This window comes from Staphylococcus agnetis (assembly GCF_011466855.1).
In the GTDB taxonomy this organism is placed as follows: Bacteria; Bacillota; Bacilli; order Staphylococcales; family Staphylococcaceae; genus Staphylococcus; species Staphylococcus agnetis.
In genome coordinates this window covers 688219-712549 of record NZ_CP045927.1, presented here as the reverse complement: position 1 = coordinate 712549, position 24331 = coordinate 688219, and the positions used below count along the sequence as shown (strand labels likewise).

The following is a 24331-nucleotide window of genomic DNA, read 5'->3' as shown; positions in this document are numbered from 1 at the left end:
AAATTCTCATGGTTATAAATATTACTTATTACTCTTGATAGATTTTTGTTATTACCACATTTATTTTAAGTTGTCGTCACTCAAAAGTCAAAATAAAAAACGAGAACTTAGAATCATATCAAACTTTTAGATTCAAAGCTCTCGTTACTGTTTTAAGTCATATTATTTTTCTTTATATATCGTTTGCGCGCTTGCTCATATCTAATTTGTTTAGACACAATTAGCAATAATCCCATCGCAATACTCAAACTAATCATTGAGGATCCTCCAAAACTAATAAAAGGTAGTGGAACCCCTGTTAAAGGAATTAATCCTGAAATCCCTCCTAAATTGATAAACGTTTGAATACCGATATAACTTGCTATACCAACACAAACCAATTTATAAAAATAGGACGTTGTGCGAGAAGCAAGTTCAAACGAACGATATACGATAAAGAACAATAAACTTAAAACAATGAGTACACCCACTAAACCTAATTCTTCCGCAATAATTGCAAATATAAAATCTGTATGGGGTTCAGGTAAATACCCGAGTTTCATAATACTGTTACCTAGACCTCTTCCAAAAATCCCTCCATTACCGATAGCTAGAAGTGAGTTAGCAAGGTGATAGCCTATGCCATCTTCAAAGTTAAAAGGATTTTCGAGAGCACTAAAGCGCGCTGTAAGGTATGACGGTAAAATATTAATTCTAAAAACAACGATGATGATAACAACAACAAAAAGACCTAACAAACTGAAGAAACCAATTTTCAAAAAGTTTTTAATTCCAATACCAGCGTATAAAATGATTGAGAAGAAAATTGCTGAAATCAGCATCGTTTGACCCACGTCTTTTTGTAATAAAACCAGCCCAATAATAAGGCCTACAAAGATAATAGGCCACAGAATCGCTGTTGGATCTCGTTGAATTTGTGGTCTTTTTCGTTCAATGATATATGGCACATAAAGTATAATAGCAATTTTTAAAAGCTCAGAAGCTTGTAAATTCATAAAACCTAAATTTAGCCAACTTCGTGACCCATTAATTTCAGATCCTATAACTAAAGTCGCCAATAGTAACATTACGATAAATCCCATCATTCCAACTTGAAATTTAGGCGATTTCAGAAGTCTGACATTTAACAAATAAGCGATAAAAAATACGATACCAAAACCGATACCGATATAAATAAGTTGTCTAGAGTAAAAATATGTACCCGGAACAGATACACCACCGGTGAGTGTTCCTCTCGTAGCTGCTACCATACTTGCACTATACACCATTGTTAAACCAATAAAACATAGTGCAAGATAAGTGATTAATAATGGAAAATCGATATATTTAGAGGACCTCAAAATATATCGAAATAAACTTTTTATATTATTCATATGATATGATCATCCAATTCATCGCAGATACAAAGCGTCATTGCGCCAAAATCTCAGCATGGATTTTCAATCGCAATTAAACTCTTGTAAACGCTTCGTGTAGTTTTGATAACTCTTTTTCAAGGCGAAGCATTAATGCTTTACCGTCTTCTTTATCAACCAAACCGAGTTTCACAGCAAAATCAACTTCTTTTTGTAACCCATACATTTGCGTATCTAAAACTTCCTCATATAAAGGACATTGTGGCAATGTTAAGTTATCAATTTGAACTTTAATGAGCTGTAAAATTCTGTCTGCGTCTGCATTTAACTGGTCGTATGCCGCATTGCTAATATTTTTTTGCTTGCTCATGACATAGTCCCCCCATAATTTTATCTTCATGTTAAAAGTTTATCTTAACCCATTTTAAAAAGCAAGTGTATTTCATACGCCTCCGTCTCAAGTATGATAAAATAAATTTAGTTTACTTGAGGGAGTGCATGTTCATGATTCAAATTAAAGGTGCGGTAAAATTTCCTATTACGTTAGATAGTTCTACATGGATTTTCGATGACCGCAAAATACGTATCGATGATTTAAAAAATGGTGTCTTTGATGGTGAAAAACCTATAAAATTTGAAGATAATCGCGAATGGAATCGGGCGATATTAGAAGGACAAACTAACCCACCAACTTTAAATTCTGAAATCGATTATAAAAAACGCGCTGTACTTGAAGGATCGTTTGTGATTAACATGACACCATTTTTCAAGAATGCGGAACCATTGGACAGTGCTTCTATTATTCGTCTATCAAATGATACGGAGCATATCGATATACCATTTCAGCTGTTACCTTATTTATTTTTTCAATTCTCAAAAGATGGCAAAAGACTCTATAAAGATAATGCCGTAGACAGCTTTGTATATCAACAAGAGGAAGGAATGCGTTATCAATTTGATTATGTTACTCATATTGAGGTGTTATAAATGCGGAAAGTAACATGTATAATATGCGATACAGAGGTTCTTTTAGATGAGAATACGCTCATTGCCAAACGCTTAAAGCATAATCCTATTCAAACATTTATGTGCGATGAATGTAAAAGTCGTTTAGATACACCGAAACAACGATTACCTAAAGACACAAGCATTCATAATAGCTCAGAAAAAAATGAATCGTCTCGATCCTAATAATATGTAATGTTCCACACCTATTTTATGCATCAAAGTAGTAACAACACTACTGCTTTGATGCATTTTACAATGATCCACTTTAACTTCACGATTGACAATGATTGATTTCAAATCGTATAAGATGTCTCTTTCTATACAAAGCGAAAAATAGCCTTTAAAATTCATAAGACAATGAACTTTAAAGGCTTTATCATTTCAAATCATACTACCACATTGATTCATTCTATATTTCTTTTTTAGGAACTGGATATCGACCATTATTAAATAATTGCCACAATTCGTCCGGCAATTGATGATGGTCTTCTCGTTTAGCATCAAATACATTGACAATCTCGTCTTCTTTACCATGTTCAATTTTTTCAATAAGGTGGGGATCGAGTAATAATCCTCGACCTAACGCTACAAAATCAGCCCCAAGCGCTAACCCTTTCAAAGCATCATTACCTGAATAAATAGAACCAATACCAATGAGTGGCATTTTTTGATTTATCCATTGTTTTAGTAACGTTATCCGTGTTGCCCCAGCATACTTTCCATCTCTCGTAACAGATTGAATATCCATGAGTGACGCGTGTAAATAATCAAGTGGATAGGTTATAAGTTCCTGAATTAATCGTTGTGTATGCTCCATCGTAATACCGGGTTTCTCAGCTTCTTCCGGTGAAAACCGGTAACCTATCACAAAATCACCTGGTGCTAACGCCGTTTTCACTTCCAATACTTCTTCAATAACGGCTTTAGAAAATGCAAAAGGATCTTTCCATTTATCTTCTCTATGATTATAATATGGTGAAACAAATTGATGTATTAAATAGTGATTCGCACCGTGTATTTCAATGCCATCGAATCCTGCTTGAATTGCGAGTGCTGTCGCACGCCCGTAATCTTTAATCGCTGCCTCAACTTCTTCAGCTGTCATTGCCCTAGAAGCATGGGGTTGTTGTTTACCATATCCATAATCTTCAATTTGACTTGGCGCCTTAACATCGCCATTTGGAACATATTCAGGAAGCGCTCGTGCGCCACCATGATGAATTTGCATAATAGCGACAGCTCCATTTTGTTTAATCGTACGTGCGAGTTCAGTTAATCCTTCTAAATCCGCTTCTTTAGAAATGGAAGGATGGCCTGGGAAAGCTTTACCTTCAATATTAATATAACTTGCAGCCGTAATGGCCATCCCTACATCATGCGTTCTTGATTTCATAAACGCTATTTCACGATCAGATGCCGTACCGTCATCATTCGAAAGCGTATGCGTCAAAGGAGCTAAAACAAACTTATTTTTAATCCGTTTGCCATTAGGTAAAACCGCACTTTCAAATAAAGGTTTAAAACGTTCCTCCATAAAAAAACCTCCTTAATCAACTACTTACAGTGTAATACAAGAACAAAAACCGACAAAACAACTCGACTTGAGAGCGATACAGAAATCTTTGATTTCGTTGTATCGCCCCCGCAACGATGACATTTTTGGCATTCCATTATACATAAAAAAGCAACATCACTATATGATAGTGACATTGCTTTTTATAATTATTCATTATCTTCCATCATTTGTTTCAAACGTTTCGCTTCTTTTTCACGTTGACCTTTATTTAAAATACGTTTTCTCAAACGTACATTTTCAGGTGTTACTTCCACCAGTTCATCATCATTGATAAACTCTAATGCTTCTTCTAACGTTAAGATACGTGGCTTTTTCATAGTTTCTGTTTGGTCTTTAGTAGCTGAACGTACATTTGTTTGATGTTTAACTTTTGTAATATTAACAGTTAAATCATTTTCACGGTTATTTTGACCAACAATCATACCTTCATAGACTTCCGTACCTGGTTCCATAAAGTTGATACCACGGTCTTCTAAACCTAAAATTGCATATTCACTTGCACTACCTTGATCCATAGAAACTAATACACCATTACGACGACCACCAATACGTCCTTTAATGCGTGGTCTAAATTCATCGAACGTATGGTTAATGATACCGTAACCACGTGTCATAGACATGAACTCAGTCGTATATCCAATTAAACCTCTTGCCGGTACATTAAAGATTAAGCGTGTTAAGCCATTATCTGTCGTTGTCATGTCTACCATTTCACCTTTACGTTGACCTAACGATTCAATGACAGAACCTGCGTATTCTTCTGGTACTTCAGCTTGTACACGTTCGAATGGTTCATGAAGTTCTCCATATATATCTTTTAAAATAACTTGAGGTTTCGATACTTGAAGTTCAAAACCTTCACGACGCATGTTTTCAATTAGAATTGATAAATGTAATTCTCCACGACCCGCTACAGTCCACGCATCCGGTGAATCTGTTGGTGTGACCTTTAAAGATACGTCTGTTTCTAATTGATTGTCTAAACGTTCTTGAATTTGACGTGCCGTAACAAATTGTCCTTCTCGTCCAGCAAATGGTGAATTATTTACTCGGAAAGTCATTTCTAATGTAGGTTCATCAATACGTAATACTGGGAGTTTATCTTGATGGTCTTGAGGTGTAATCGTTTCACCCACGTTGATATCTTCCATTCCTGATACAGCAATTAAATCTCCAGCATATGCTTCTTGAATTTCCTCACGTTTTAAACCAAAATAACCAAATATTTTAGTTACACGGAAATTTTTAACACTTCCATCTAATTTTAATAAAGATACATTCTCCCCGACACGCATCGTTCCACGGAAGATACGTCCAATACCAATACGGCCAACATAATCGTTATAGTCTAACAATGCTGGTTGGAATTGTAATGGCTCATCACGATTATCAACTGGTGCAGGTACATACTCAATGATTGTTTCATATAAGCATTGCATGTTTTCATCTTGTTTATCCGCATCTAAACTTGCTGTACCACTAATTGCTGATGCATATACAACTGGGAACTCAAGCTGCTCATCATTAGCATCTAATTCAATAAATAAATCTAAAACCTCATCCACTACACCTTCAGGACGTGCAGATGGCTTATCAATTTTGTTCACTACAACTACTGGTTTTAATTTTTGTTCTAATGCTTTCTTTAATACAAAGCGTGTTTGAGGCATCGTGCCTTCATAAGCATCCACTACAAGGACAACACCGTCTACCATTTTCATGATACGTTCTACTTCTCCCCCAAAGTCAGCGTGTCCAGGTGTGTCTAGAATGTTAATACGTGTCCCTTTATAATCAACTGCAGTATTTTTCGCTAAGATGGTAATCCCACGTTCTCTTTCAAGATCGTTTGAATCCATTGCACGTTCAGCTACGTGCTCATTCTCACGGAAAATTCCAGATTGTTTTAATAATTCATCAACCAAAGTCGTTTTCCCATGGTCAACGTGAGCGATAATCGCAATATTACGAACATCTTCTCTAAATTTAGTCATACATTAATTTCCTTTCTTGAGTAAATTACCACTTTCTTTTGCAACTCGTTTATTATATCATATAAATGAAATGACGACACAGTTAGGTGGAATAAAGATGCAAAAGTCTAAAACTATTTTTTTCGTACTTGCACTACTTGCTGTTTTCTTTTTAACAACATTTAGCTTTGCAATCGCAGCAACAAATATGTTCTGGATGTTGATTACATTTATTTTATTAATGGCGACGTTAGGTTATGGCTTTTCATTGAAAAAGAAGTATCGAGAAAATGATTGGTTTTAATCTTTAAGCTATTAGAATATATACAAGGGTGAGCATGTCAATATGCTCACCCTTTTTATTGTTAACGTTGTTGCATAGCTATAAGTTCATTTCGGTAAGGATTCAAATAGTGGTTCAAAATCTCTTCGTGAATCGCTTTATTTCCAAACAATACTGTACTATGTGTTGTAATCGACAACGGCTCACCAAGGAAATTTGTCCCGCTGCCGCCTACTTCTTGAAGTATAATCAATCCCCCAGCATAATCCCATGGATGTAAACGCGGTGTCATATACGCTGATAATAGACCTGTGGCAACATATACTATTTCAAGTGCAGCTGAACCATAGGCACGGGCCGTCCGAGAATCACGAATAATAGGTTGTAGTATAGATCCCATCTTCGGTTTCGTTAGCCAATTTGGATTTAACCCTACAATGCTTTCTTTCAATAATGTGTTTTGTAGTTGAGGTAATGGCATTTCATTTTTAAATGCGCCATGAGATGCTTTGGCATGGTATAAAATGTCACGCATCACATCATATACAAACCCTGCATAAGGTTTTCCATCTTTATAAATTCCAACTGAAATGGCGAAATTTTGTTTTTGATGAACAAAATTAAGTGTGCCATCAATAGGATCTATCACCCAAATCGTCCCTTGCGTCGAATCTATGTCATGCCCATGGCCTTCCTCACCAATCATCTTATGATGTGGATATTGCGCTTCGATTTGACTCACAATAAAAGTTTCAACGGCTTTATCAACATTTGTAACCAAGTCATTGGGATTAGACTTGGATTCAATCTCAATGTCTTCATGCATCCATTTGCGTATATTGTTCCCCGCTTCTAAAACTAAATTTTTAGCAAAATCATATAAATGCATCGGCATCACTCCTAGTTGTTTAACATTATACAACAAATCATTATATTATGAATGTTTTACAAACTAAGGTATTCTATTATTAATGAAATCCACTGTCATTTAGGAGGAACAATCATGACGAAATATACTTTTAAACCAAGTGATTTTAAAGTTTTTCAAGTAGAAGGTTTAGAGGATAGAATGGCGGCACTCGATGAAAAAATTCGTCCTCAATTTCATCAATTAGGTGCATACTTTACTGATTATTTAAAAACAGTGACGGGCGAAGACTTTTACGCACATGTTGCTAAGCATGCAAGACGCACAGTAAACCCGCCAAAAGATACTTGGGTCGCTTTTGCTACAAATCAACGTGGCTATAAAATGCAACCTCATTTTCAAATCGGGTTATTTGAAGATCATTTATTTGTCATGTATGGTGTCATGCATGAAGATAAAAATAAAGCTGAAGATGTAAAAGTATTCGAAGACAACATTGATACTTTAATTGCCCTTCCAGACGATTTCCAAATTTCACTCGATCATACAAAACCTGATAAATCTAAAATTAGTCATATGTCTCAAGAGGAAGTTGAAAAAGGCATTCATCGTGCGAAAAATGTTAAAAAAGGTGAGTTTTTCATTGCACGTGCGTTAAAACCAAATGCGAAAGAATTAAAGTCTGATAAAGCATTTCTTGCATATTTGGAAGATACATTTGACCACCTTTTAAAATTTTATAAATAACAATGGCAAACGCCACATCCCATTGATTTTAGGATGTGGCGTTTGGTTTTAGTTTATCGACGATGATCATCTTTTAAATCGTTTAAACGCTCTTTAGCATTTAAACCTTTATCTTTAAGGTCATGATGATTCGATTCATGATGATGCGCATCTCCATGTCCATCCTCATGACGAGATGATTCATGAGTATGATGATTATTATCTGAATAAGGTTGCGCACCTACATTGTCATGACGACTGTCAACATGATTTGTACGATTCACATCATGCTGGTGATTCGCTTCATGTTCAACTCGTTTATCATCACTATGCTTCACATCGTGACGGTCATGATGATGAGAATGATTATGATTGTGATTAACATGATCACGATCATGGCTATCATTTGCCATTACATGGTGATATGGTTTAGGCTTGCGAACAAATAACATAATTGCAGCAATAAACCATAATAAAGCAGCTATTAAGCTTGCTGAGAATAACGCTAAAATACTTGCAATAATTAAAATCACGCCTGCAAGAATGCGCTTTTTAAATAAAAATGCAGCAATAAGTGCTAATAACAACGGTACACCGACATAAAGTAGTACAGGAAAATAATCCTGACTTTGTTGCGCAACTTGATTGGAATCTATCCCTTGTTTCTGGAATTCTTGTTGAAACTCTTTATTTTTTAGTAATTGTGGTATAAATGACCCTGCTCCTAAAATTAACAGCGCATATAAAGCATGTAAAACAATACCAATCCAAGTGAGTACTTTTTCTGCCGTACGTTTGAAAGGTTTTTGATGTTGATAACTATCGTACTGATGACGATCGTGATTTAAATGATTATCGTCATGTTTTCCATAAGTATATTTGTCTGACATAATGCATTACCTCCTTAGTCACTTAATTACCCTATATCCTATCCATAAACGCATAATTTAAAAATTTTTTACAAACTTTGATGTATAATTTAATAATATTTAAATAACGCAAAAAAACAGTGAATCTGACTCAATAAAAAGTAGATTCACTGTTTTATTCATTAGTAGATTATTTTTCTGTATCTTGCGTATCTGTTGACCGTTCTTTTTGAACTTGTTTACGATAATCATAATTTTGTCTACGTTGCGTTGCCGCACTAGGACGTGCTTTACGCTGTTCTTTCACCTGAGCTTTACGTGCTTTACGGTCTTCTTTCTTCTGGGCTTTAATTTGAGCGCGTTCATCTTTACGCTGTTGTTTTAATGTTTCTTGATCAATAGGCTCATCTTCACCATTCACATCTTTAGCTGAAACATGCGTTCTGGAATCAAAGACATGATTATCCTCTTTTTGTGCTTCAGAACGGGGTTGATATACAACTGTATCATCTTCTTCTGTTAAATCATTCGAAGGTACATCTTCTTGATTTCGTACGGATTTATGATGATACTTTGCAGTTCGTGAAAGTACTTGAGGTGACTCAGATGCTTTTGCTTCATCATTGTGTGATGTTGCTGTTGGTTGATTGACCTTAGATTCATGATTGTCATTGTAACGTGGCTCTTGTTCAGAAGGTCTACGATACACTTTTTCATCTGATGTATTGTACGGTTGTGATTGACCATAATTTCGTTCATAACCCACTTGATTCCCTTCATAATAGTAACCAGGAACTGACACCATTTTGTCTTTACGAATAAACATCATAAATGCAACGATAACAAAAAAAAGTGGTACAAGTATAAAAAACAATGGAATCGACAAAATAGCCACAAGTAAGAATAGTAAGCCTGATACAATTCGATGCTTCATTGAAATCAATGCTAGGAATGAAATCAGAAGACATACTATTAGATAAACGATAAACGCCCAAACGCCATTTTGCATTGAGATGACAAACTGTGTCGCTGTTAAATTATTATTAGCTAAAAAAGTTTGCATCGTTGGATTATTAGCGATGCCATTCTCAATATTTTGGATTGAGCTCTCATTGCTAAATAACACTAATCCAAAAAACATTGCGACAATTGTTGTTAATAATAACAACACCCAACTTAGCCATCCTAGAATCTTTTCAGCGATACGACTCACAGGTCTTGCCACCTGTTGGTAAGCCTCATAAGCCATAATTTCACTCCTTAATGTACTTAGTTACTTAATTATATCTAAACTTAATCAAAATAACTAGAATCATAATCCCATTTTAAAGTTTAGAAATCGCTCATTGTACTCATTTAATACATCCGGACCTAAATCTTTATACACTTCAAGTCGTTTTTGTTCTTCTTTGGTAGGGTAAATTCGCGTATCTTCACGCGTTTCTTTAGGTAATAAAGATTTAGCTGTTTTATTCGGTGTACCATATTCTACCCATTCAGTATTTTGTTTACTCACTTGAGGGTCTAATAAAAAGTTAATAAATTTATGCGCACCTTCAACATTTTGAGCTGTTTTAGGTATCACCATATTATCGAACCATAAGTTAGAACCTTCCTTAGGCACGACATAATCATACCGATTATCACTAGTAAATATCGGTGCCGCAGAACCACTCCATAATACTGCTGCGCCAGCCTCATGTTGTTCTAGCATCATTGAAACTTCGTCACCGACAACACCTTTAACTGAAGGTGCATAGGATTTCAGTTCAGTTTCAGCTTCCTGTAGATGTTTAGTATTCTTATCATTCAAACTATACCCTAAACTATTTAATGATAGTCCCATAATTTCACGGGCACCATCAACAAAAATGACATCATTTTTAAGTTTTGGATTTTTTAAATCTTTCCAACTATCAAACTTTATGTCTGGATATTTTGTTTTGTCATAAATGATACCCACTGTGCCAAAGAAATAAGGCATTGAATATTTATTGTGAGGATCGAAAGGTTGATTCATATAATAGGAATCAAGGTGTTTTGCATTAGGAATTTTACTTTTATCTAATTCCTTTAACAAATGGGCTTTGCGCATTTTTTGAATCGTATAATCACTTGGAAAAGCCACATCGTAGCTCGTCCCACCATTACGAATTTTAGCTTCCATTGCCTCATTAGAATCAAATGTTTCATAAATAACTTTAATACCGGATTCTTTTTCAAATTGTTTAATGAGCTCAGGATCAATATATTCTCCCCAATTATATACATACAATTTTTGTTGATTTTTTTGACCGACATCATGATTAATCCAATAACCAACGCCTAAACAAAGGATTCCCAGTAAAAGTGCCCCTACCACAAGTTGCATCAATTGCTTCATAACGTCATCTCCCTTTTATGATTCATTGTGCGTTGATTATGTTTTTTTAACCATTGATAAATGACTAATCCAAGCATAATGATGAGGAATAAAATGGTGGATATTGCGTTAATTTCCATGCTAATACCGCGTCGTGCCATAGAATAGACTTCGACTGACAGTACACTAAAACCATTACCTGTGACAAAAAAACTCACAGTGAAATCATCTAATGAATACGTTAAGGCCATAAAAAAGCCTCCGATAATCCCAGGCATCAATTGCGGGATGACGATACGACTTAAAACTTGAAAGTCTGATGCACCTAAATCACGCCCGGCATCTAATATAGATTCATTCATTTCATATAATTTAGGCAATACAATAATGACCACAATCGGAATACAAAACGCAATATGAGAAACAAGGACAGAGGTAAATCCTAATCCAAATCCTGTCACATGTCCGATTGCTGTAAACATAATTAAAAATGATGCACCAATCACCACGTCTGATGAAACCATCAATACATTATTCAATGTTAAAAATGAAATCTTCAATGATTGATTACGGATTTGGTATAACATTAATGCGCCAAAAACACCAATAATTGTTGAAATGGCTGCTGCAATTAACGCCACTGCTATCGTATTGAAGACCACTTCAAGCAAGCGTTTATTATTAAATAATGTGACATAATGTTCTAAAGTAAATCCACCAAAATGGACCATGTTGCCTTCGCTATTAAAGGAATAAAACATCAGATAAAAAATAGGTAAGTACAATACGATAAGTAAACCAATTAAATAACTTTTACCTATCCATTTCATCGTGACGCACCTCCTTTACTTTTCGTACGCGTCATAATCAATAGAAGTGCCATAAACAGGACTAAAAATAATGCGATGGTAGAACCCATACCATAATTTTGAATCACTAAAAATTGCTCTTCAATCGCAGTACCGATATTGACTACTTTATTACCGGCAATTAAACGCGTAATCATAAATAAAGACAGTGCTGGGATAAATGTAACTTGTATACCCGTTTTAATCCCTTCTTTAGACAAAGGTAACAAAACTTTTTGCATCGTTGTAAATGTGTTCGCTCCTAAATCCTGCGCAGCATAGAATAATTGGTTATTAATGTCTTTCATACTATTGTAAATCGGTAACAGCATAAATGGGATATAAATATATGCCGATACAATTATGAAAGCAGGTGCTGTAAACAATAAAGACTGACTAGGTAGATGTAAGGCAGTCATGAAACGATTGATAAGTCCATCTTGACTGAAAATCCCTATAAATGCATATGTCTTAAGTAGTAAATTCATCCAAGTTGGTATAATCATAACTAATAACCACGTTGCAGCATGCTTAGACTGTCGAATAAAATAGGCTGCAGGATAACTGATCATTAAACACACTGCCGTTATAATTGCTGCGTATAAAATAGATTCTCCTAACATATACATGTAGCGCATTGTAAAAAATTGTTGATAGTTTTCTAAAGAAAAGTGACCGTTACGATCGACAAACGAAAAATAACAAAGTAATAGGACAGGAATAATGATAAAGATTAGCATCCATAAAATATAGGGGATAGCCAACCAACGACTAATATGTCTCATAATCTACTTCTCCATAACCTTCAATTCGTTTGTCAAATTCTTCTTCAGTTTCACCAGGAACCATAATATGGATGGCTACAGGATCAAAATATAATCCTACTTTATCATCAACTTCTGCATTTTTAGTGGATTGAATCGTCCACTGATACCCTTGCTCATCGATGCACGTAATTTCATAATGAACACCTCTAAATAGCGTTGAATGAACTGTTGCTTTAAATAACCCTTCAGATGCGTCTACTAAAGAAATGTCTTCAGGTCTAATGATCACATCTACTTTTTTACCCTGGGGAATATCTTTATCGACACAATCAAAATTTTGCCCATAAATATTAACCACATAGTCTTGAACCATGTGTCCCTCTACGATATTTGATTCTCCAATAAAGTCAGCCACATATCGATTCACAGGCTCATCATAAATGTCTAAAGGTGTACCGAACTGTTCAATATTGCCCTCTCGCATCACAAAAATGTAATCACTTAAAGCGAGTGCTTCTTCTTGGTCATGCGTCACAAAGACAAATGTAATGCCTAATCTTGATTGTAAGTCTCTTAATTCATATTGCATTTCTGTACGTAATTTTAAATCTAATGCAGATAACGATTCATCAAGTAAAAGAATTTCAGGTTCATTGACAATAGCGCGTGCAATCGCAATACGTTGTTTTTGTCCTCCACTCAACTCATGAATATCACGATCTACAAATTGATCTAACTTCACTAATTTCAATGCTTCAAGTACCTTTTCTTTTATCTTTGATTTGTTCATTTTCTTCATTTTTAATCCAAATGCGACATTTTCATATACATTTAAATGCGGAAAAAGTGCATAATCTTGAAACACGGTATTCACTTGGCGCTTATTTGGTGGAAGTTCATTAATCGTTTTCCCTTGGTATACAATTTGACCAGCATCTGCATGTTCAAAACCTGCAATCAATTTTAAAATTGTCGTCTTACCACAACCAGATGGTCCTAAAATCGTATAGAAATGACCAGATTCAATCTCTAAATTAATATCATTAATAATCGTTTTATCTTGATATTTTTTTGTTACATTTTGAAATGTTAATAAGGCAGTCAAAGTCTTCCCTCCTATAAATACGATGACGTCGCAACAATCATGACGCGTCCCTCACTATGATGTTCATTGATGAGTTGATGTTGTTTAGTTGCTTTAAAATATAAGGCATCCCCTTTTGACGCTTTATACTTTTCATTCCCTAATTTGAGCGTGACACTCCCACGCATACAATAAACAAAAGTATCTGAATATGAAGGCTCAAATAATTTGTATGACGCATGTGGTTGAAGTGTTAAAATTAACGGTTCCATTTCAAAATCATTTGATGTTTTAACAGGCCATTGTAAAAAATACCCTTTATCATACTCATCATAAGTGAGTTGTTCAGATTTAGGATAGTGAATTTTATCAACTTGTTTTTTGTCGAAAAATTCAGCTGGTGTCGTGCCTAACACTTCTAATAAATTTAAAAATGTCTCCATACTCGGCGATGTTTTGTCACTTTCTATTTGTGAGATATATCCTTTAGATAAATCTGTACGTTCTCCTAATTCTTCTTGCGTTAAATTTTTGAGTAGCCTTAACGTTTTAAGTTTTTGACCTATATCCATCATTAACTCCTAAAAAAAGCTGTAATTTGTTTACTTTTACTAAACATAAAGTTTAATGCCTAATAAAAATACCAAACTACAGCTCAAATTACAATAGGTTTTTTAATTGTCATATAATTTGCTTTTTTCTGGATGATTTTTAGCTTCTTTCATCACTCTATAGCTATCGTAACCACTCTCAGATTTAAATGTGTTAAATATATTTTTTTCGTCCGCTTTACCAGGTACTACCTTTTTAAAAGCTTGGTATCGCGTCATCAAGACCTCTCGATTAATAGAGGACTCATAATATGCTTCAATCGCATTAAAGAATGATATCACTTGTACCATTTCTTCTTGAGACCAATCCACATCTATTGGATATTGGTAATCCATATACATCCCTCCTTCATCAAAATATAAGAAAAAGAGCAAGGACACGCAACATGTCCTTACCCTTAAATGTATTATTTTTTATTACATTGTATGAATTGGTAATCCAATTGCTTTTTCAGCAGCTTCCATGCTCATTTCACCTAAAGTTGGGTGCGCATGCACTGTTAAAGCGATATCTTCAGCGTTCATACCAGCTTCAATCGCTAAACCTAATTCAGCAATGACATCAGATGCACTTGTACCAACAACTTGAGCACCAATTAGAGTGTCATCTTCTTTAAGTGTAATTAACTTAACGAAACCAGTTGTATCATCTAATGATAATGCACGGCCGTTTGCTTGGTATGGGAATTTAGAAGCTTTGTATTCAATGCCTTCTTCTTTAGCTTGAGCTTCAGTGTAACCCACTTGTGCAAGTTCTGGTTCAGTGAAACATACAGCTGGCATACCAATATAATCTACTTCAGAATTGTGTCCAGCAATTGCTTCTGCAGCAATTTTAGCTTCATAGCTTGCTTTATGTGCAAGAGGTAAACCTGGTACGATATCACCAATTGCATAGATACTATCTACTGATGTACGGCTTTGTTTGTCAACATCAATTAAACCACGATCAGTTAATTTAACGCCAACTTCTTCTAAACCTAATTCATCAGTGTTAGGACGACGACCTACTGTTACTAATACGTAATCCGCTTCGATTGTTTTTTCTTCACCTTTAACTTCATACGTTACTTTAACACCATTGTCTGTTTCTTCAGCAGATTTTGCTAAAGCTTCCGTTTCAATCGTCATACCTTTAGCTTTCATACCTTTTTTAACAGGTTGTGTCATTTGTTTTTCGAAACCGCCTAAGATGTCTTTCGCACCTTCAAGGATAGTAACTTCTGTACCAAAGTTAGCATACGCAGTACCAAGTTCTGAACCAATATAACCGCCACCAACGACAACTAATTTTTTAGGTACTTCTTTAAGGTTTAATGCACCTGTAGAATCTAAGATGCGACCACCAAATTTGAAATTAGGGATTTCAATTGGGCGAGAACCCGTAGCAATAATTGCATTTTTGAAGTTGTACGTTTGCGCACTTTTATCATCCATCACACGTAAGCTATTTTTGTCTACGAAATAAGCTTCACCTTTAACGATTTCTACTTTGTTACCTTTTAATAAAGCTTCAACACCGCTCGTTAATTTATTAACGACAGAACCTTTAAAAGATTGTACTTTATCGAAATCTAAAGATACGTTTTCAGCAGTGACACCAAGGTCAGCACCATGTTGTGCTTGTTCAAAACGGTGTGATACGTTTAATAATGCTTTTGAAGGAATACAACCTACGTTTAAGCAAACGCCACCTAAATTACCTTTTTCAACGATTGTAACTTTTTGACCAAGTTGTGCTGCACGAATTGCTGCTACATATCCACCTGGACCTGCCCCGATAACAATAGTATCTGTTTCAATTGGAAAATCTCCGACTACCATATTTTACCCCTCCATTAATAATAATTCTGGATTGTTAAGTAAACGCTTGATGTGGTTCATTGCGTTTTGACCAGTTGCACCGTCAATTTGTCTATGGTCAAAGCTTAATGATAATGCTAATACTGGTGCTGCTACAATTTCACCATCTTTTACGATTGGTTTTTGAGCAATACGGCCAATACCTAAAATCGCAACTTCAGGATGGTTAATAACTGGTGTGAACCATTGACCACCTGCAGAACCGATATTACTGATTGTACAAGTTGCACCTTTCATTTCATCAGAAGTTAATTTACCGTCACGTGCTTTAACCGCAAGTTCATTAATTTCATCAGAAATTTGGAAGATAGATTTACGATCTGCATGTTTTACAACAGGTACTAATAAGCCTCTGTCTGTATCTGCAGCGATACCAATATTCCAATAGTGTTTGTGTACAACTTCGCCTGCTTCTTCATTGAATGAAGTGTTAAGCGCTGGGTATTTTTTAAGTGCTGACACTAATGCTTTAACAACATATGGTAAGAATGTTAATTTCGTACCTTGTTCAGCTGCGATTTCTTTAAACTTCTTACGGTGATCCCATAATTGTTGAACATCGATTTCATCCATTAATGTTACGTGAGGTGCTGTATGTTTAGAGTTAACCATAGCTTTAGCAATTGCCTTACGCATTGCAGGAATTTTTTCAGTTGTTTCTGGGAAGTCACCTGCTGGCGCTGCTGTAGGTGCTGCAGTTGCTTCTTGAGTAGTTTCAGCTGGTGCTGACGCTTCTTCTTGAGCTGGTGCAGCTTGTCCGCCACCATTTAAGTATGCATCCACATCTTCTTTTGTAATTCTACCATTTTTACCTGTGCCATTAACAGCTTTAATGTTTACATTGTTGTCACGTGCATACTTGCGCACTGAAGGCATTGCTTTAACATGTCTGTTTTCGTCAACTTCTTCATTAGCTGCTGGTTGTTGAGGCGTTTCTTCTTTAGCTTCCTCTTTTACTTCTTCTTTGCTGTCACTTGAGCTATCGTCATCATGACCGCCTTTAAATTGCATTTCTTCAGCATCTGGTGCATCAATTTTAACAATTGTATCACCTACAACTGCCACTGTACCTTCTTCAACAAGAACTTCTTCAACTTTCCCTGAAACAGGTGAAGGGATTTCAACGACAGATTTATCGTTTTGAACTTCACATAGTACATCGTCTTCTTCGATTTGATCTCCAGCTTTTACAAACCACTTTACAATTTCACCTTCGTGGATACCTTCACCAATATCTGGTAATTTAAATTCAAATGCCACGTTGTTTCCTCCTAATTAATCGTTTTAGATTGATAAGTTATAACGGAATAAAGGAATGTTAGTGACGGAAGATGTCATAGAAATCGTGTTCTGCACTGTTATGCTCTACATTCAATCTGTGTTTATCATCTATAATAAAGTTACCTAAAATATAACTTTTCGCCTCTAACCATTCCTATATACCCTTTTGATGACTCGTTTAAGTTAATTAAAATTCAAGTGTTTCTTTTACTTTTTCGATGATGTCGTTTTTGTTTGGTAACCAAACGTTTTCAGCTTGTGTAAATGGATAGATCGTATCCGGTGCTGAAACACGTCCGATTGGTGCTTCTAATGAAAGTACAGCGCGCTCTGATAATTCAGATACTACGTTTGCACCCACACCCGCTTGTTTTTGAGCTTCTTGAACGACTACCACACGGCCTGTTTTTTCAGTTGATTTAACAATTGTATCAATGTCAAGTGGTTGAACCGTACGTAAGTCGATTACTTCAACTGAGTGACCTTCTTTTTCAAGTTCTTCAGCTGCTTTTAATGATTCTTGAACCATTGCACCGTAAGTGATGATTGTTAAATCTGAACCTTCACGTTTAACGTTCGCTTTACCAATTTCAATTGTGTACTCTTCTTCAGGTACTTCTTCACGGAATGAACGATATAATTTCATATGCTCTAAGTACACAACTGGGTCGTTGCTACGAATACTTTCGATTAATAAACCTTTAGCATCATATGGACCAGAAGGAATAACGACTTTTAAACCTGGTGATTGCGCTAAAAGACCTTCTAAGTTATCAGCGTGTAATTCTGGTGTATGAACACCACCACCAAATGGTGCACGAACTGTCACAGGCGCAATTTTAGAGTTACCTGAACGGAAACGATGACGTGCGATTTGACCAGCGATTGAGTCAAATACTTCAAATACGAAACCTAAGAATTGTACTTCCATAATTGGACGGTAACCTTGTGTTGATAAACCTAATGCTAGACCACCGATACCTGATTCTGCTAAAGGTGTGTCGAATACACGGTCTTCACCGAATTCTTTTTGTAATCCTTCAGTTACACGGAATACACCACCATTAACACCTACGTCCTCACCAAAAATCAAAGTGTTTTCGTCATTTTTAAGTTCAGTTGCTAGCGCATTGTTAATCGCTTGAACCATTGTCATTTGTGCCATGGCTTACTTCGACTCCTTCTCTTTGTAAATTTCATATTGTTCTTTAAGGTTATATGGCATATCTTCATACATGATTTCCATTAATGAAGTTACAGATTGTTTTTCAATACCATCTGCTTCTTTAATAGCTGCTTTGATTTCATCTTTAGCTTGCTCGATAACTTCGTTTTCTTTGTCTTCTGACCATAAACCTTTATTTTCTAAGAACTTTCTGAAACGTACGAGTGGGTCTTTTTTCTCCCATTCAGAGTCTTCATCAGAAGTTCTATATTTCGTTGGATCGTCACCAGCCATTGTATGTGGACCATAACGATAAGTCATTGTTTCAATTAGAGTTGGACCTTCGCCTCTAACTGCACGATCACGTGCTTCTTTAGTAGCTTGGTATACCGCTAATGCGTCCATACCATCTACTTGAATACCAGGGATACCTGCAGCAACAGCTTTTTGTGCTAATGTTTGCGCTGCTGTTTGTTTATCACGTGGTGTAGAAATCGCATAGTTATTATTTTGAATAACGAAGATTGCAGGTACTTTGTATGCTGATGCAAAGTTGATACCTTCATAGAAGTCACCTTGTGAAGAACCACCATCACCTGTATACGTAATCGCAACTGCATCTTTACCACGTTTTTTAAGACCTAATGCCACACCAGCAGTTTGAATGTATTGTGCACCGATGATGATTTGTGGGCTCAATGCATTCACGCCTTCAGGGAATTGGTTCCCAACAAAGTGTCCACGTGAGAATAAAAATGCTTTAGTTAATGGTAAACCATGCCAAATTAATTGTGGCACATCACGGTAACCTGGAAGAATGAAGTCTTCTTTTTCTAATGCATATTGAGAAGCAAGTTGAGATGCTTCTTGACCAGCAGTAGGCGCATAGAAACCTAAACGTCCTTGTCTATTTAAAGAAATAGAACGTTGGTCAAGGATACGCGTCCATACCATTCTTCTCATTAATTCAACTAATTGCTCATCTGATAAATCTGGCAACAAATCTTCATTAGTTACATTTCCATCTGCATCTAAGATTTGAACCATTTCAAATTTTGATTCAGTATCTTTCAATACTTGTTCAGCATCGAATTGGGCTTTTAACTTAGCCATTCAATTCACCATACCTTTCCCGTTTTTATATATTTCATCTTTACATAGTTTAACACATTTCATAAGAGCTGTTAAACAGTTTTACACAAGTTCTGTAACAGTTGATAGCATTACAGCGAGCGCAACTGTTATACTAAAATTATAAAACTGTTATACTCTTAAGAGTTGGAAATCTCGTCAATATCACGTTTTTCTTTTTGTACATTTCTGAGTGACTTCGCATATTTGTCAACTTTATTTTTTAATTGTTTTTGTGCTTCTACAATTGATTTTGATTTTTTATCAACTTCATCTTGCGTACCAGACTGACCTGAAAAATACGTGAACAAGTCTTTTTCTTTATTTACTAAATCTTGATAACCTTTTGTGAAGTCAGCGTGATTTTGATATTTCGTGTCGAGTGCTTTAACGAATTCGTCGTATTGCTTTTTCTTATCTTTGTCTTCTATTTTATTAACTTCACTTTTAACTTTTTCGAATTCTTTTTTAGAATTTTTTACTGCATTTTCTTCTTGTTTAATAGTTTTATTTCTTTCTTCAGTATTTTTCAATACTTTTTTAAGATCGTCTTGAAGCGCAGCAGGATTTTTCCCAGTAAACCCTTTTGTGATTTTTTCTTTTTCTTGTTCTAGTTTATTTCTGTTTTGATTAATTTGTTCAAGGGGTTGCTCAGCCTTTTGCATTTTTTCAAGACCGTCATTAACATTTTGTATATGTTCTTTGTCATTATTACAAGCCGCCAATAATACAGTTGTTGCTAAAACAACACTTATCGTTTTCTTTATCTTCATAATCTAAACGTCCTCCTTCTATTCAATGGTAATGGTAATGAAATCATTTGGATAAATCAAACATTATTATTATGACTCGCATACACTTATCTGATATATTATTGTTTAAGGAAGGTGTCAAATATGCTAACAATGAAAGATATTATCCGCGATGGACATCCAACGCTTCGTCAAAGAGCAGAAGAAGTTACATTCCCTTTATCTGCTGAAGACAAAGAAACCTTTTTAGCTATGCAAACATTTTTACGCAATAGCCAAGACCCGGAAATCTCAGAAAAATATCAATTACGCAGTGGGGTTGGCTTAGCTGCACCACAAATCAATGTGCCGAAACGTGCATTTGCGATATATCTACCTGATGATGGTAACGGTAAATCTTATGACATGATAGTGATTAACCCTAAAATCGTTAGTCACAGTGTCCAAGAAGGTTATTTACCTACTGGTGAAGGTTGTTTAAGCGTTGACGAAGATGTACCTGGACTTGTTCATCGTCATTATAGAATTAAAATTAAGGCATTCGATATGGATGGCAATGAATTTAGTTTACGTTTAAAAGGCTATCCAGCAATTGTCTTTCAACATGAACTCGATCATTTAAATGGGGTGATGTTTTTCGATCACATTGATGATCAAAATCCACTTCAACCTCATGCAAATGCGGTCGAAGTATAATGAAACACCTAAGAAGTTGTACGTGATGTACCTTCTTAGGTGTTTTACTTTTTACATAAATTCATCTCTACGTTCAGTATAGCTCACATTTAATGATTTAAGCTCCGCTTTTATGTGCTCAAACGTTTCAACATCTAATATTTCAGGATCATGGTCATGTTTAATATAATGATGATTGTGCGTTAAAGGACTCGGTTCGTTATATTCAAAAAACATTGTTACTTCATTTTCTCTAACTTCAAAATTAATACTCTTTAATGTTTTATCTTCACGCTTTAACTCTTTTTTAAGTTCTTCAATTATGCGGGTATCATTTTTCATTACGCTCACCTATTTTCATTTAAGTACAAGCAATTCATGGAAAGATGCTTACTATAAATGTAGTTTATCACAAACTGCTTTATTTATCTGATTACATAAGGTAAAATAAATACTAACTAGGTCATTGAACGTTGACATTATACATTTAAAATATAGAACGTATGCTTCAATATTTTAGAGTTGTTATCATTCGAATTGAAAACGTATGGTGCATACGTTAATGTAATTCTATGTCAAAGTTACCTTTTCTGCGTAGATACAATCCTATACCCTAATATGATTTATCCCACGCATCGATCGGATTTAAATAATACATATGCAAGTAACTAAGTCTATGAATGTATGGATTGAATGAAGTCTATCTTTACGATTTTACTTATTCAGTTCATGTTTTTTATTTTTACATTAAAACACTTAGATTCATGCATCATAAATATATATTTGCAAATTCTAGGAGGAAATATTATATGGCAATTTTTAAAGTATTTTATCAACATAATCGTGACGAAGTGATTGTTCGCGAAAATACACAAACGATTTATGTTGAAGCAGAAACAGAAGAACAAGTAAGACGTTATTTAAAAGAACGTCATTACAATATCGAATTCATAACTAAATTAGAGGGCGCACATTTAGAATATGAAGAAAAGTCAGAGCATTTCAACGTGGAGCGCGCTGAGTAATGAAGCAACTTCATAAAAACGAAGTGGGAGTATATGCACTTGGTGGTTTAGGTGAGATTGGTAAAAACACTTATGCTGTTGAGTACAAAGATGAAATCGTCATCATTGATGCAGGAATTAAGTTCCCCGATGATAACCTATTAGGTATTGACTATGTCATTCCTGATTATTCTTACCTTGAACAAAACCAAGATAAAATTGTTGGTTTGTTTATTACACATGGTCATGAAGATCACATTGGTGGTGTGCCCTACCTGCTTAAAAAAATCAATGTTCCTATTTATGGCGGCCCACTTGCACTCGGTTTAATCCGTAATAAGCTTGAAGAACATCATCTACTGCGCACAGCATCTTTAAATGAAATTGATGAAGATTCAGTCATCACATCAAAGCATTTTGAAATCAGCTTTTACCTCACAACTCACAGCATACCTGAAACGTACGGTGTAATTGTAGATACACCAGAAGGTAAAATTGTTCATACAGGAGATTTTAAATTCGACTTTACACCTGTAGGCGCTCCAGCAAACATTGCAAAAATGGCACGTCTTGGAGATGAAGGCGTACTATGTTTGTTGTCAGATTCTACAAATTCACTTGTTCCAGACTTTACATTAAGTGAACGTGAAGTAGGTCAAAATGTCGATAAAATTTTCAGGGGTTGTACTGGACGTATTATCTTCGCAACTTTTGCTTCAAATATTTACCGTGTTCAACAAGCTGTTGAAGCTGCCGTTAAATATAATCGCAAAATCGTTACTTTTGGACGTTCAATGGAAAACAATATTAAAATCGGGACAGAGCTTGGTTACATTAAAGCTCCGCCTGAAACGTTTGTAGAACCAAATAAAATTAATAGCATCCCTAAACATGAATTATTAATTTTATGTACAGGCTCTCAAGGTGAACCGATGGCTGCACTTTCACGTATTGCCAATGGAACACATAAGCAAATTAAAATCATTCCTGAAGACACTGTTGTTTTTAGTTCTTCACCGATTCCTGGTAATACAAAAAGCATTAACCGTACAATTAATGCATTGTATCAAGCTGGTGCTGAAGTGATTCACAATAAGATTTCAAACATTCATACGTCAGGTCACGGCTCTCAAGGTGATCAACAATTAATGTTACGTTTAATTCGTCCTAAATACTTCCTACCTATTCACGGGGAGTATCGTATGTTAAAAGCGCATGGACAAACAGGTATTGATTGTGGTGTAGCTGAAGATAACGTCTTCATTCATGATATCGGAGATGTATTAGCTTTAACGCGCGATTCTGCACGTACTGCTGGACGTATTCCATCTGGTAATATATTAGTAGATGGTAGCGGTATTGGTGATATCGGAAATGTCGTGATTCGAGATCGTAAATTATTATCAGAAGAAGGTTTAGTCATTGTCGTTGTGAGTATTGACTTCAAAACGAATCAATTGCTTTCAGGCCCAGATATTATTTCTCGTGGTTTCGTTTATATGCGTGAATCTGGTCAATTGATTTACGATGCGCAACGTAAAATTAAAAAAGATGTCATTTATAAATTAAATAACAACGACAATATCCAATGGCATCAAATCAAATCATCCATCATCGAAACATTACAACCGTATTTATATGAGAAAACAGCACGTAAACCGATGATTTTACCAGTCATTATGAAAGTCAATGAAGACAAATAAATAGGTTCAAATCAAAACCACCCGCTTTCACGGGTGGTTTTTTGCGACTGAAATCCTCTGACTGGCTACCCCTTATAAAAGTAGTGAGACTGTACGACTTTCTCAGACTCACTTAATACAAGCGCTAATTTTTCTCATTCTCAGACTAAAAAATTTGACGTTTAATCAAGCGGTTTTATCACAAGCGGATTGATCAAGTTTGTATACGACTCATACAAACTATCATCAGTAAAATGAACTGCGTTTTTTTACATTTTTTATTAAACCTTTTCGGGCATACCTTTAAACTAATCGTTCATAAATATAGAGATTGATTACCTGTAAATCACTTTGATTTATCGGGTGATCAATCTCTGCCATTCATACTTTATTTTTCTCTCTCAACTTCATCTATCATCAGTTTAATCATTTTTCTGTTATAACGTGT

26 protein-coding genes are annotated in these 24331 nt (G+C 35.3%); 7 read left to right on the top strand and 19 right to left on the bottom strand.

What is annotated here, in order from left to right; genetic code table 11:
- Positions 1 to 152: 152 nt before the first annotated feature.
- Both ftsW and GJE18_RS03545 read right to left on the bottom strand, forming a co-directional pair.
- Complete coding sequence (gene ftsW, locus GJE18_RS03550; protein WP_060550818.1) at positions 153 to 1373, bottom strand: cell division peptidoglycan polymerase FtsW; 1221 nt, start codon at positions 1371 to 1373, stop codon at positions 153 to 155.
- A gap of 76 nt (positions 1374 to 1449) precedes the next feature.
- Complete coding sequence (locus GJE18_RS03545; protein ID WP_037566083.1) at positions 1450 to 1725, bottom strand: Fpa/YlaN family protein; 276 nt, start codon at positions 1723 to 1725, stop codon at positions 1450 to 1452.
- Positions 1726 to 1859: 134 nt separating this feature from the next.
- Between GJE18_RS03545 and GJE18_RS03540 the strand changes: the two genes are divergently transcribed.
- On the top strand, positions 1860 to 2342 hold the full coding sequence (locus GJE18_RS03540) for a hypothetical protein (RefSeq protein ID WP_060550817.1): 483 nt from the start codon (positions 1860 to 1862) through the stop codon (positions 2340 to 2342).
- On the top strand, positions 2343 to 2546 hold the full coding sequence (locus GJE18_RS03535; protein ID WP_107368930.1) for a DUF2197 domain-containing protein: 204 nt from the start codon (positions 2343 to 2345) through the stop codon (positions 2544 to 2546). It begins immediately after the preceding gene.
- Between the two features lie 226 nt (positions 2547 to 2772).
- On the opposite strand, the gene GJE18_RS03530 is transcribed toward GJE18_RS03535, so the two are convergent.
- Together GJE18_RS03530 and typA are read right to left on the bottom strand one after the other, a co-directional pair.
- On the bottom strand, positions 2773 to 3897 hold the full coding sequence (locus GJE18_RS03530) for an NADH-dependent flavin oxidoreductase (RefSeq protein WP_107368929.1): 1125 nt from the start codon (positions 3895 to 3897) through the stop codon (positions 2773 to 2775).
- Between the two features lie 188 nt (positions 3898 to 4085).
- A complete protein-coding gene (gene typA / locus GJE18_RS03525) occupies positions 4086 to 5933 on the bottom strand; it encodes a translational GTPase TypA (RefSeq protein WP_107368928.1) in 1848 nt (615 codons plus the stop codon).
- A 91-nt stretch (positions 5934 to 6024) separates the two neighbouring features.
- Here typA and GJE18_RS03520 point away from each other — a divergent pair, with 91 nt between their 5' ends.
- On the top strand, positions 6025 to 6216 hold the full coding sequence (locus GJE18_RS03520) for a DUF5325 family protein (RefSeq protein ID WP_234021515.1): 192 nt from the start codon (positions 6025 to 6027) through the stop codon (positions 6214 to 6216).
- A gap of 61 nt (positions 6217 to 6277) precedes the next feature.
- Here the strand turns inward: GJE18_RS03520 and GJE18_RS03515 are convergent, their stop codons facing one another.
- Entirely contained in the window at positions 6278 to 7084 is an 807-nt protein-coding gene (locus GJE18_RS03515; protein WP_107368927.1) for an inositol monophosphatase family protein, read from the bottom strand.
- 114 nt (positions 7085 to 7198) lie between these two features.
- On the opposite strand from GJE18_RS03515, the gene GJE18_RS03510 reads away from it, so the two are divergent.
- Complete coding sequence (locus GJE18_RS03510) at positions 7199 to 7810, top strand: YktB family protein (RefSeq protein WP_060550813.1); 612 nt, start codon at positions 7199 to 7201, stop codon at positions 7808 to 7810.
- Between the two features lie 53 nt (positions 7811 to 7863).
- On the opposite strand, the gene GJE18_RS03505 is transcribed toward GJE18_RS03510, so the two are convergent.
- From GJE18_RS03505 to GJE18_RS03445, 13 genes are all read right to left on the bottom strand, one after another.
- Entirely contained in the window at positions 7864 to 8679 is an 816-nt protein-coding gene (locus GJE18_RS03505; protein WP_060550812.1) for a DUF4064 domain-containing protein, read from the bottom strand.
- 169 nt (positions 8680 to 8848) lie between these two features.
- Entirely contained in the window at positions 8849 to 9907 is a 1059-nt protein-coding gene (gene auxB / locus GJE18_RS03500) for a lipoteichoic acid stability factor AuxB (RefSeq protein WP_103346282.1), read from the bottom strand.
- 63 nt (positions 9908 to 9970) lie between these two features.
- Positions 9971 to 11041, bottom strand: coding sequence for an ABC transporter substrate-binding protein (locus tag GJE18_RS03495; protein ID WP_060550810.1), 1071 nt, complete (start codon positions 11039 to 11041; stop codon positions 9971 to 9973).
- The gene (locus tag GJE18_RS03490) at positions 11038 to 11850 is read right to left on the bottom strand and encodes an ABC transporter permease (protein WP_037566063.1); all 813 of its coding nucleotides are present in this window, start codon (positions 11848 to 11850) and stop codon (positions 11038 to 11040) included. Before GJE18_RS03490 ends, GJE18_RS03495 begins: the two co-directional genes overlap by 4 nt.
- Entirely contained in the window at positions 11847 to 12653 is an 807-nt protein-coding gene (locus GJE18_RS03485) for an ABC transporter permease (RefSeq protein WP_037566060.1), read from the bottom strand. The genes GJE18_RS03490 and GJE18_RS03485 overlap by 4 nt, the downstream gene beginning before the upstream one ends.
- Complete coding sequence (locus GJE18_RS03480; protein ID WP_103346286.1) at positions 12640 to 13740, bottom strand: ABC transporter ATP-binding protein; 1101 nt, start codon at positions 13738 to 13740, stop codon at positions 12640 to 12642. The genes GJE18_RS03485 and GJE18_RS03480 overlap by 14 nt, the downstream gene beginning before the upstream one ends.
- A gap of 11 nt (positions 13741 to 13751) precedes the next feature.
- Positions 13752 to 14291: a helix-turn-helix domain-containing protein gene (locus GJE18_RS03475; protein ID WP_037566057.1), complete on the bottom strand. Its 540-nt coding sequence runs from the start codon at positions 14289 to 14291 to the stop codon at positions 13752 to 13754.
- A 102-nt stretch (positions 14292 to 14393) separates the two neighbouring features.
- Positions 14394 to 14666, bottom strand: coding sequence for a UPF0223 family protein (locus GJE18_RS03470; protein WP_037566055.1), 273 nt, complete (start codon positions 14664 to 14666; stop codon positions 14394 to 14396).
- Between the two features lie 81 nt (positions 14667 to 14747).
- The gene (gene lpdA / locus GJE18_RS03465) at positions 14748 to 16154 is read right to left on the bottom strand and encodes a dihydrolipoyl dehydrogenase (protein WP_037566053.1); all 1407 of its coding nucleotides are present in this window, start codon (positions 16152 to 16154) and stop codon (positions 14748 to 14750) included.
- Positions 16155 to 16157: 3 nt separating this feature from the next.
- Entirely contained in the window at positions 16158 to 17453 is a 1296-nt protein-coding gene (locus GJE18_RS03460) for a dihydrolipoamide acetyltransferase family protein (RefSeq protein ID WP_060550807.1), read from the bottom strand.
- A 208-nt stretch (positions 17454 to 17661) separates the two neighbouring features.
- Entirely contained in the window at positions 17662 to 18639 is a 978-nt protein-coding gene (locus tag GJE18_RS03455) for an alpha-ketoacid dehydrogenase subunit beta (RefSeq protein WP_165886082.1), read from the bottom strand.
- A gap of 3 nt (positions 18640 to 18642) precedes the next feature.
- Positions 18643 to 19752 carry a pyruvate dehydrogenase (acetyl-transferring) E1 component subunit alpha gene (pdhA, locus tag GJE18_RS03450; protein ID WP_037566047.1) on the bottom strand — a complete coding sequence of 370 codons (1110 nt, stop codon included), beginning with the start codon at positions 19750 to 19752 and terminating at the stop codon, positions 18643 to 18645.
- Positions 19753 to 19910: 158 nt separating this feature from the next.
- Positions 19911 to 20543 (bottom strand): YkyA family protein, encoded by a 633-nt coding sequence (locus tag GJE18_RS03445; RefSeq protein ID WP_060550806.1) that lies wholly within the window; start codon positions 20541 to 20543, stop codon positions 19911 to 19913.
- 123 nt (positions 20544 to 20666) lie between these two features.
- Between GJE18_RS03445 and def the strand changes: the two genes are divergently transcribed.
- Positions 20667 to 21218 carry a peptide deformylase gene (gene def / locus GJE18_RS03440; protein WP_060550805.1) on the top strand — a complete coding sequence of 184 codons (552 nt, stop codon included), beginning with the start codon at positions 20667 to 20669 and terminating at the stop codon, positions 21216 to 21218.
- Between the two features lie 51 nt (positions 21219 to 21269).
- Here def and GJE18_RS03435 read toward each other — a convergent pair whose 3' ends face one another.
- Positions 21270 to 21539 carry a hypothetical protein gene (locus GJE18_RS03435; protein WP_037566041.1) on the bottom strand — a complete coding sequence of 90 codons (270 nt, stop codon included), beginning with the start codon at positions 21537 to 21539 and terminating at the stop codon, positions 21270 to 21272.
- A gap of 467 nt (positions 21540 to 22006) precedes the next feature.
- Here GJE18_RS03435 and GJE18_RS03430 point away from each other — a divergent pair, with 467 nt between their 5' ends.
- A complete protein-coding gene (locus tag GJE18_RS03430) occupies positions 22007 to 22222 on the top strand; it encodes a DNA-dependent RNA polymerase subunit epsilon (protein ID WP_037566038.1) in 216 nt (71 codons plus the stop codon).
- The gene (rnjA, locus tag GJE18_RS03425; protein WP_107368958.1) at positions 22222 to 23904 is read left to right on the top strand and encodes a ribonuclease J1; all 1683 of its coding nucleotides are present in this window, start codon (positions 22222 to 22224) and stop codon (positions 23902 to 23904) included. The genes GJE18_RS03430 and rnjA overlap by 1 nt, the downstream gene beginning before the upstream one ends.
- The last annotated feature ends 427 nt before the right edge of the window (positions 23905 to 24331 follow it).

Excerpts from the sequence above, each read along its gene's own strand:
- ftsW (WP_060550818.1), bottom strand. The coding sequence starts at position 1,373 with ATGAATAATATAAAAAGTTTATTTCGATATATTTTGAGGTCCTCTAAA.
- GJE18_RS03545 (WP_037566083.1), bottom strand. The coding sequence starts at position 1,725 with ATGAGCAAGCAAAAAAATATTAGCAATGCGGCATACGACCAGTTAAAT.
- GJE18_RS03540 (WP_060550817.1), top strand. The coding sequence starts at position 1,860 with ATGATTCAAATTAAAGGTGCGGTAAAATTTCCTATTACGTTAGATAGT.
- GJE18_RS03535 (WP_107368930.1), top strand. The coding sequence starts at position 2,343 with ATGCGGAAAGTAACATGTATAATATGCGATACAGAGGTTCTTTTAGAT.
- GJE18_RS03530 (WP_107368929.1), bottom strand. The coding sequence starts at position 3,897 with ATGGAGGAACGTTTTAAACCTTTATTTGAAAGTGCGGTTTTACCTAAT.
- typA (WP_107368928.1), bottom strand. The coding sequence starts at position 5,933 with ATGACTAAATTTAGAGAAGATGTTCGTAATATTGCGATTATCGCTCAC.
- GJE18_RS03515 (WP_107368927.1), bottom strand. The coding sequence starts at position 7,084 with ATGCATTTATATGATTTTGCTAAAAATTTAGTTTTAGAAGCGGGGAAC.
- GJE18_RS03510 (WP_060550813.1), top strand. The coding sequence starts at position 7,199 with ATGACGAAATATACTTTTAAACCAAGTGATTTTAAAGTTTTTCAAGTA.
- GJE18_RS03505 (WP_060550812.1), bottom strand. The coding sequence starts at position 8,679 with ATGTCAGACAAATATACTTATGGAAAACATGACGATAATCATTTAAAT.
- auxB (WP_103346282.1), bottom strand. The coding sequence starts at position 9,907 with ATGGCTTATGAGGCTTACCAACAGGTGGCAAGACCTGTGAGTCGTATC.
- GJE18_RS03495 (WP_060550810.1), bottom strand. The coding sequence starts at position 11,041 with ATGAAGCAATTGATGCAACTTGTGGTAGGGGCACTTTTACTGGGAATC.
- GJE18_RS03490 (WP_037566063.1), bottom strand. The coding sequence starts at position 11,850 with ATGAAATGGATAGGTAAAAGTTATTTAATTGGTTTACTTATCGTATTG.
- GJE18_RS03485 (WP_037566060.1), bottom strand. The coding sequence starts at position 12,653 with ATGAGACATATTAGTCGTTGGTTGGCTATCCCCTATATTTTATGGATG.
- GJE18_RS03475 (WP_037566057.1), bottom strand. The coding sequence starts at position 14,291 with ATGGATATAGGTCAAAAACTTAAAACGTTAAGGCTACTCAAAAATTTA.
- GJE18_RS03470 (WP_037566055.1), bottom strand. The coding sequence starts at position 14,666 with ATGGATTACCAATATCCAATAGATGTGGATTGGTCTCAAGAAGAAATG.
- lpdA (WP_037566053.1), bottom strand. The coding sequence starts at position 16,154 with ATGGTAGTCGGAGATTTTCCAATTGAAACAGATACTATTGTTATCGGG.
- GJE18_RS03455 (WP_165886082.1), bottom strand. The coding sequence starts at position 18,639 with ATGGCACAAATGACAATGGTTCAAGCGATTAACAATGCGCTAGCAACT.
- pdhA (WP_037566047.1), bottom strand. The coding sequence starts at position 19,752 with ATGGCTAAGTTAAAAGCCCAATTCGATGCTGAACAAGTATTGAAAGAT.
- GJE18_RS03445 (WP_060550806.1), bottom strand. The coding sequence starts at position 20,543 with ATGAAGATAAAGAAAACGATAAGTGTTGTTTTAGCAACAACTGTATTA.
- def (WP_060550805.1), top strand. The coding sequence starts at position 20,667 with ATGCTAACAATGAAAGATATTATCCGCGATGGACATCCAACGCTTCGT.
- GJE18_RS03435 (WP_037566041.1), bottom strand. The coding sequence starts at position 21,539 with ATGAAAAATGATACCCGCATAATTGAAGAACTTAAAAAAGAGTTAAAG.
- GJE18_RS03430 (WP_037566038.1), top strand. The coding sequence starts at position 22,007 with ATGGCAATTTTTAAAGTATTTTATCAACATAATCGTGACGAAGTGATT.
- rnjA (WP_107368958.1), top strand. The coding sequence starts at position 22,222 with ATGAAGCAACTTCATAAAAACGAAGTGGGAGTATATGCACTTGGTGGT.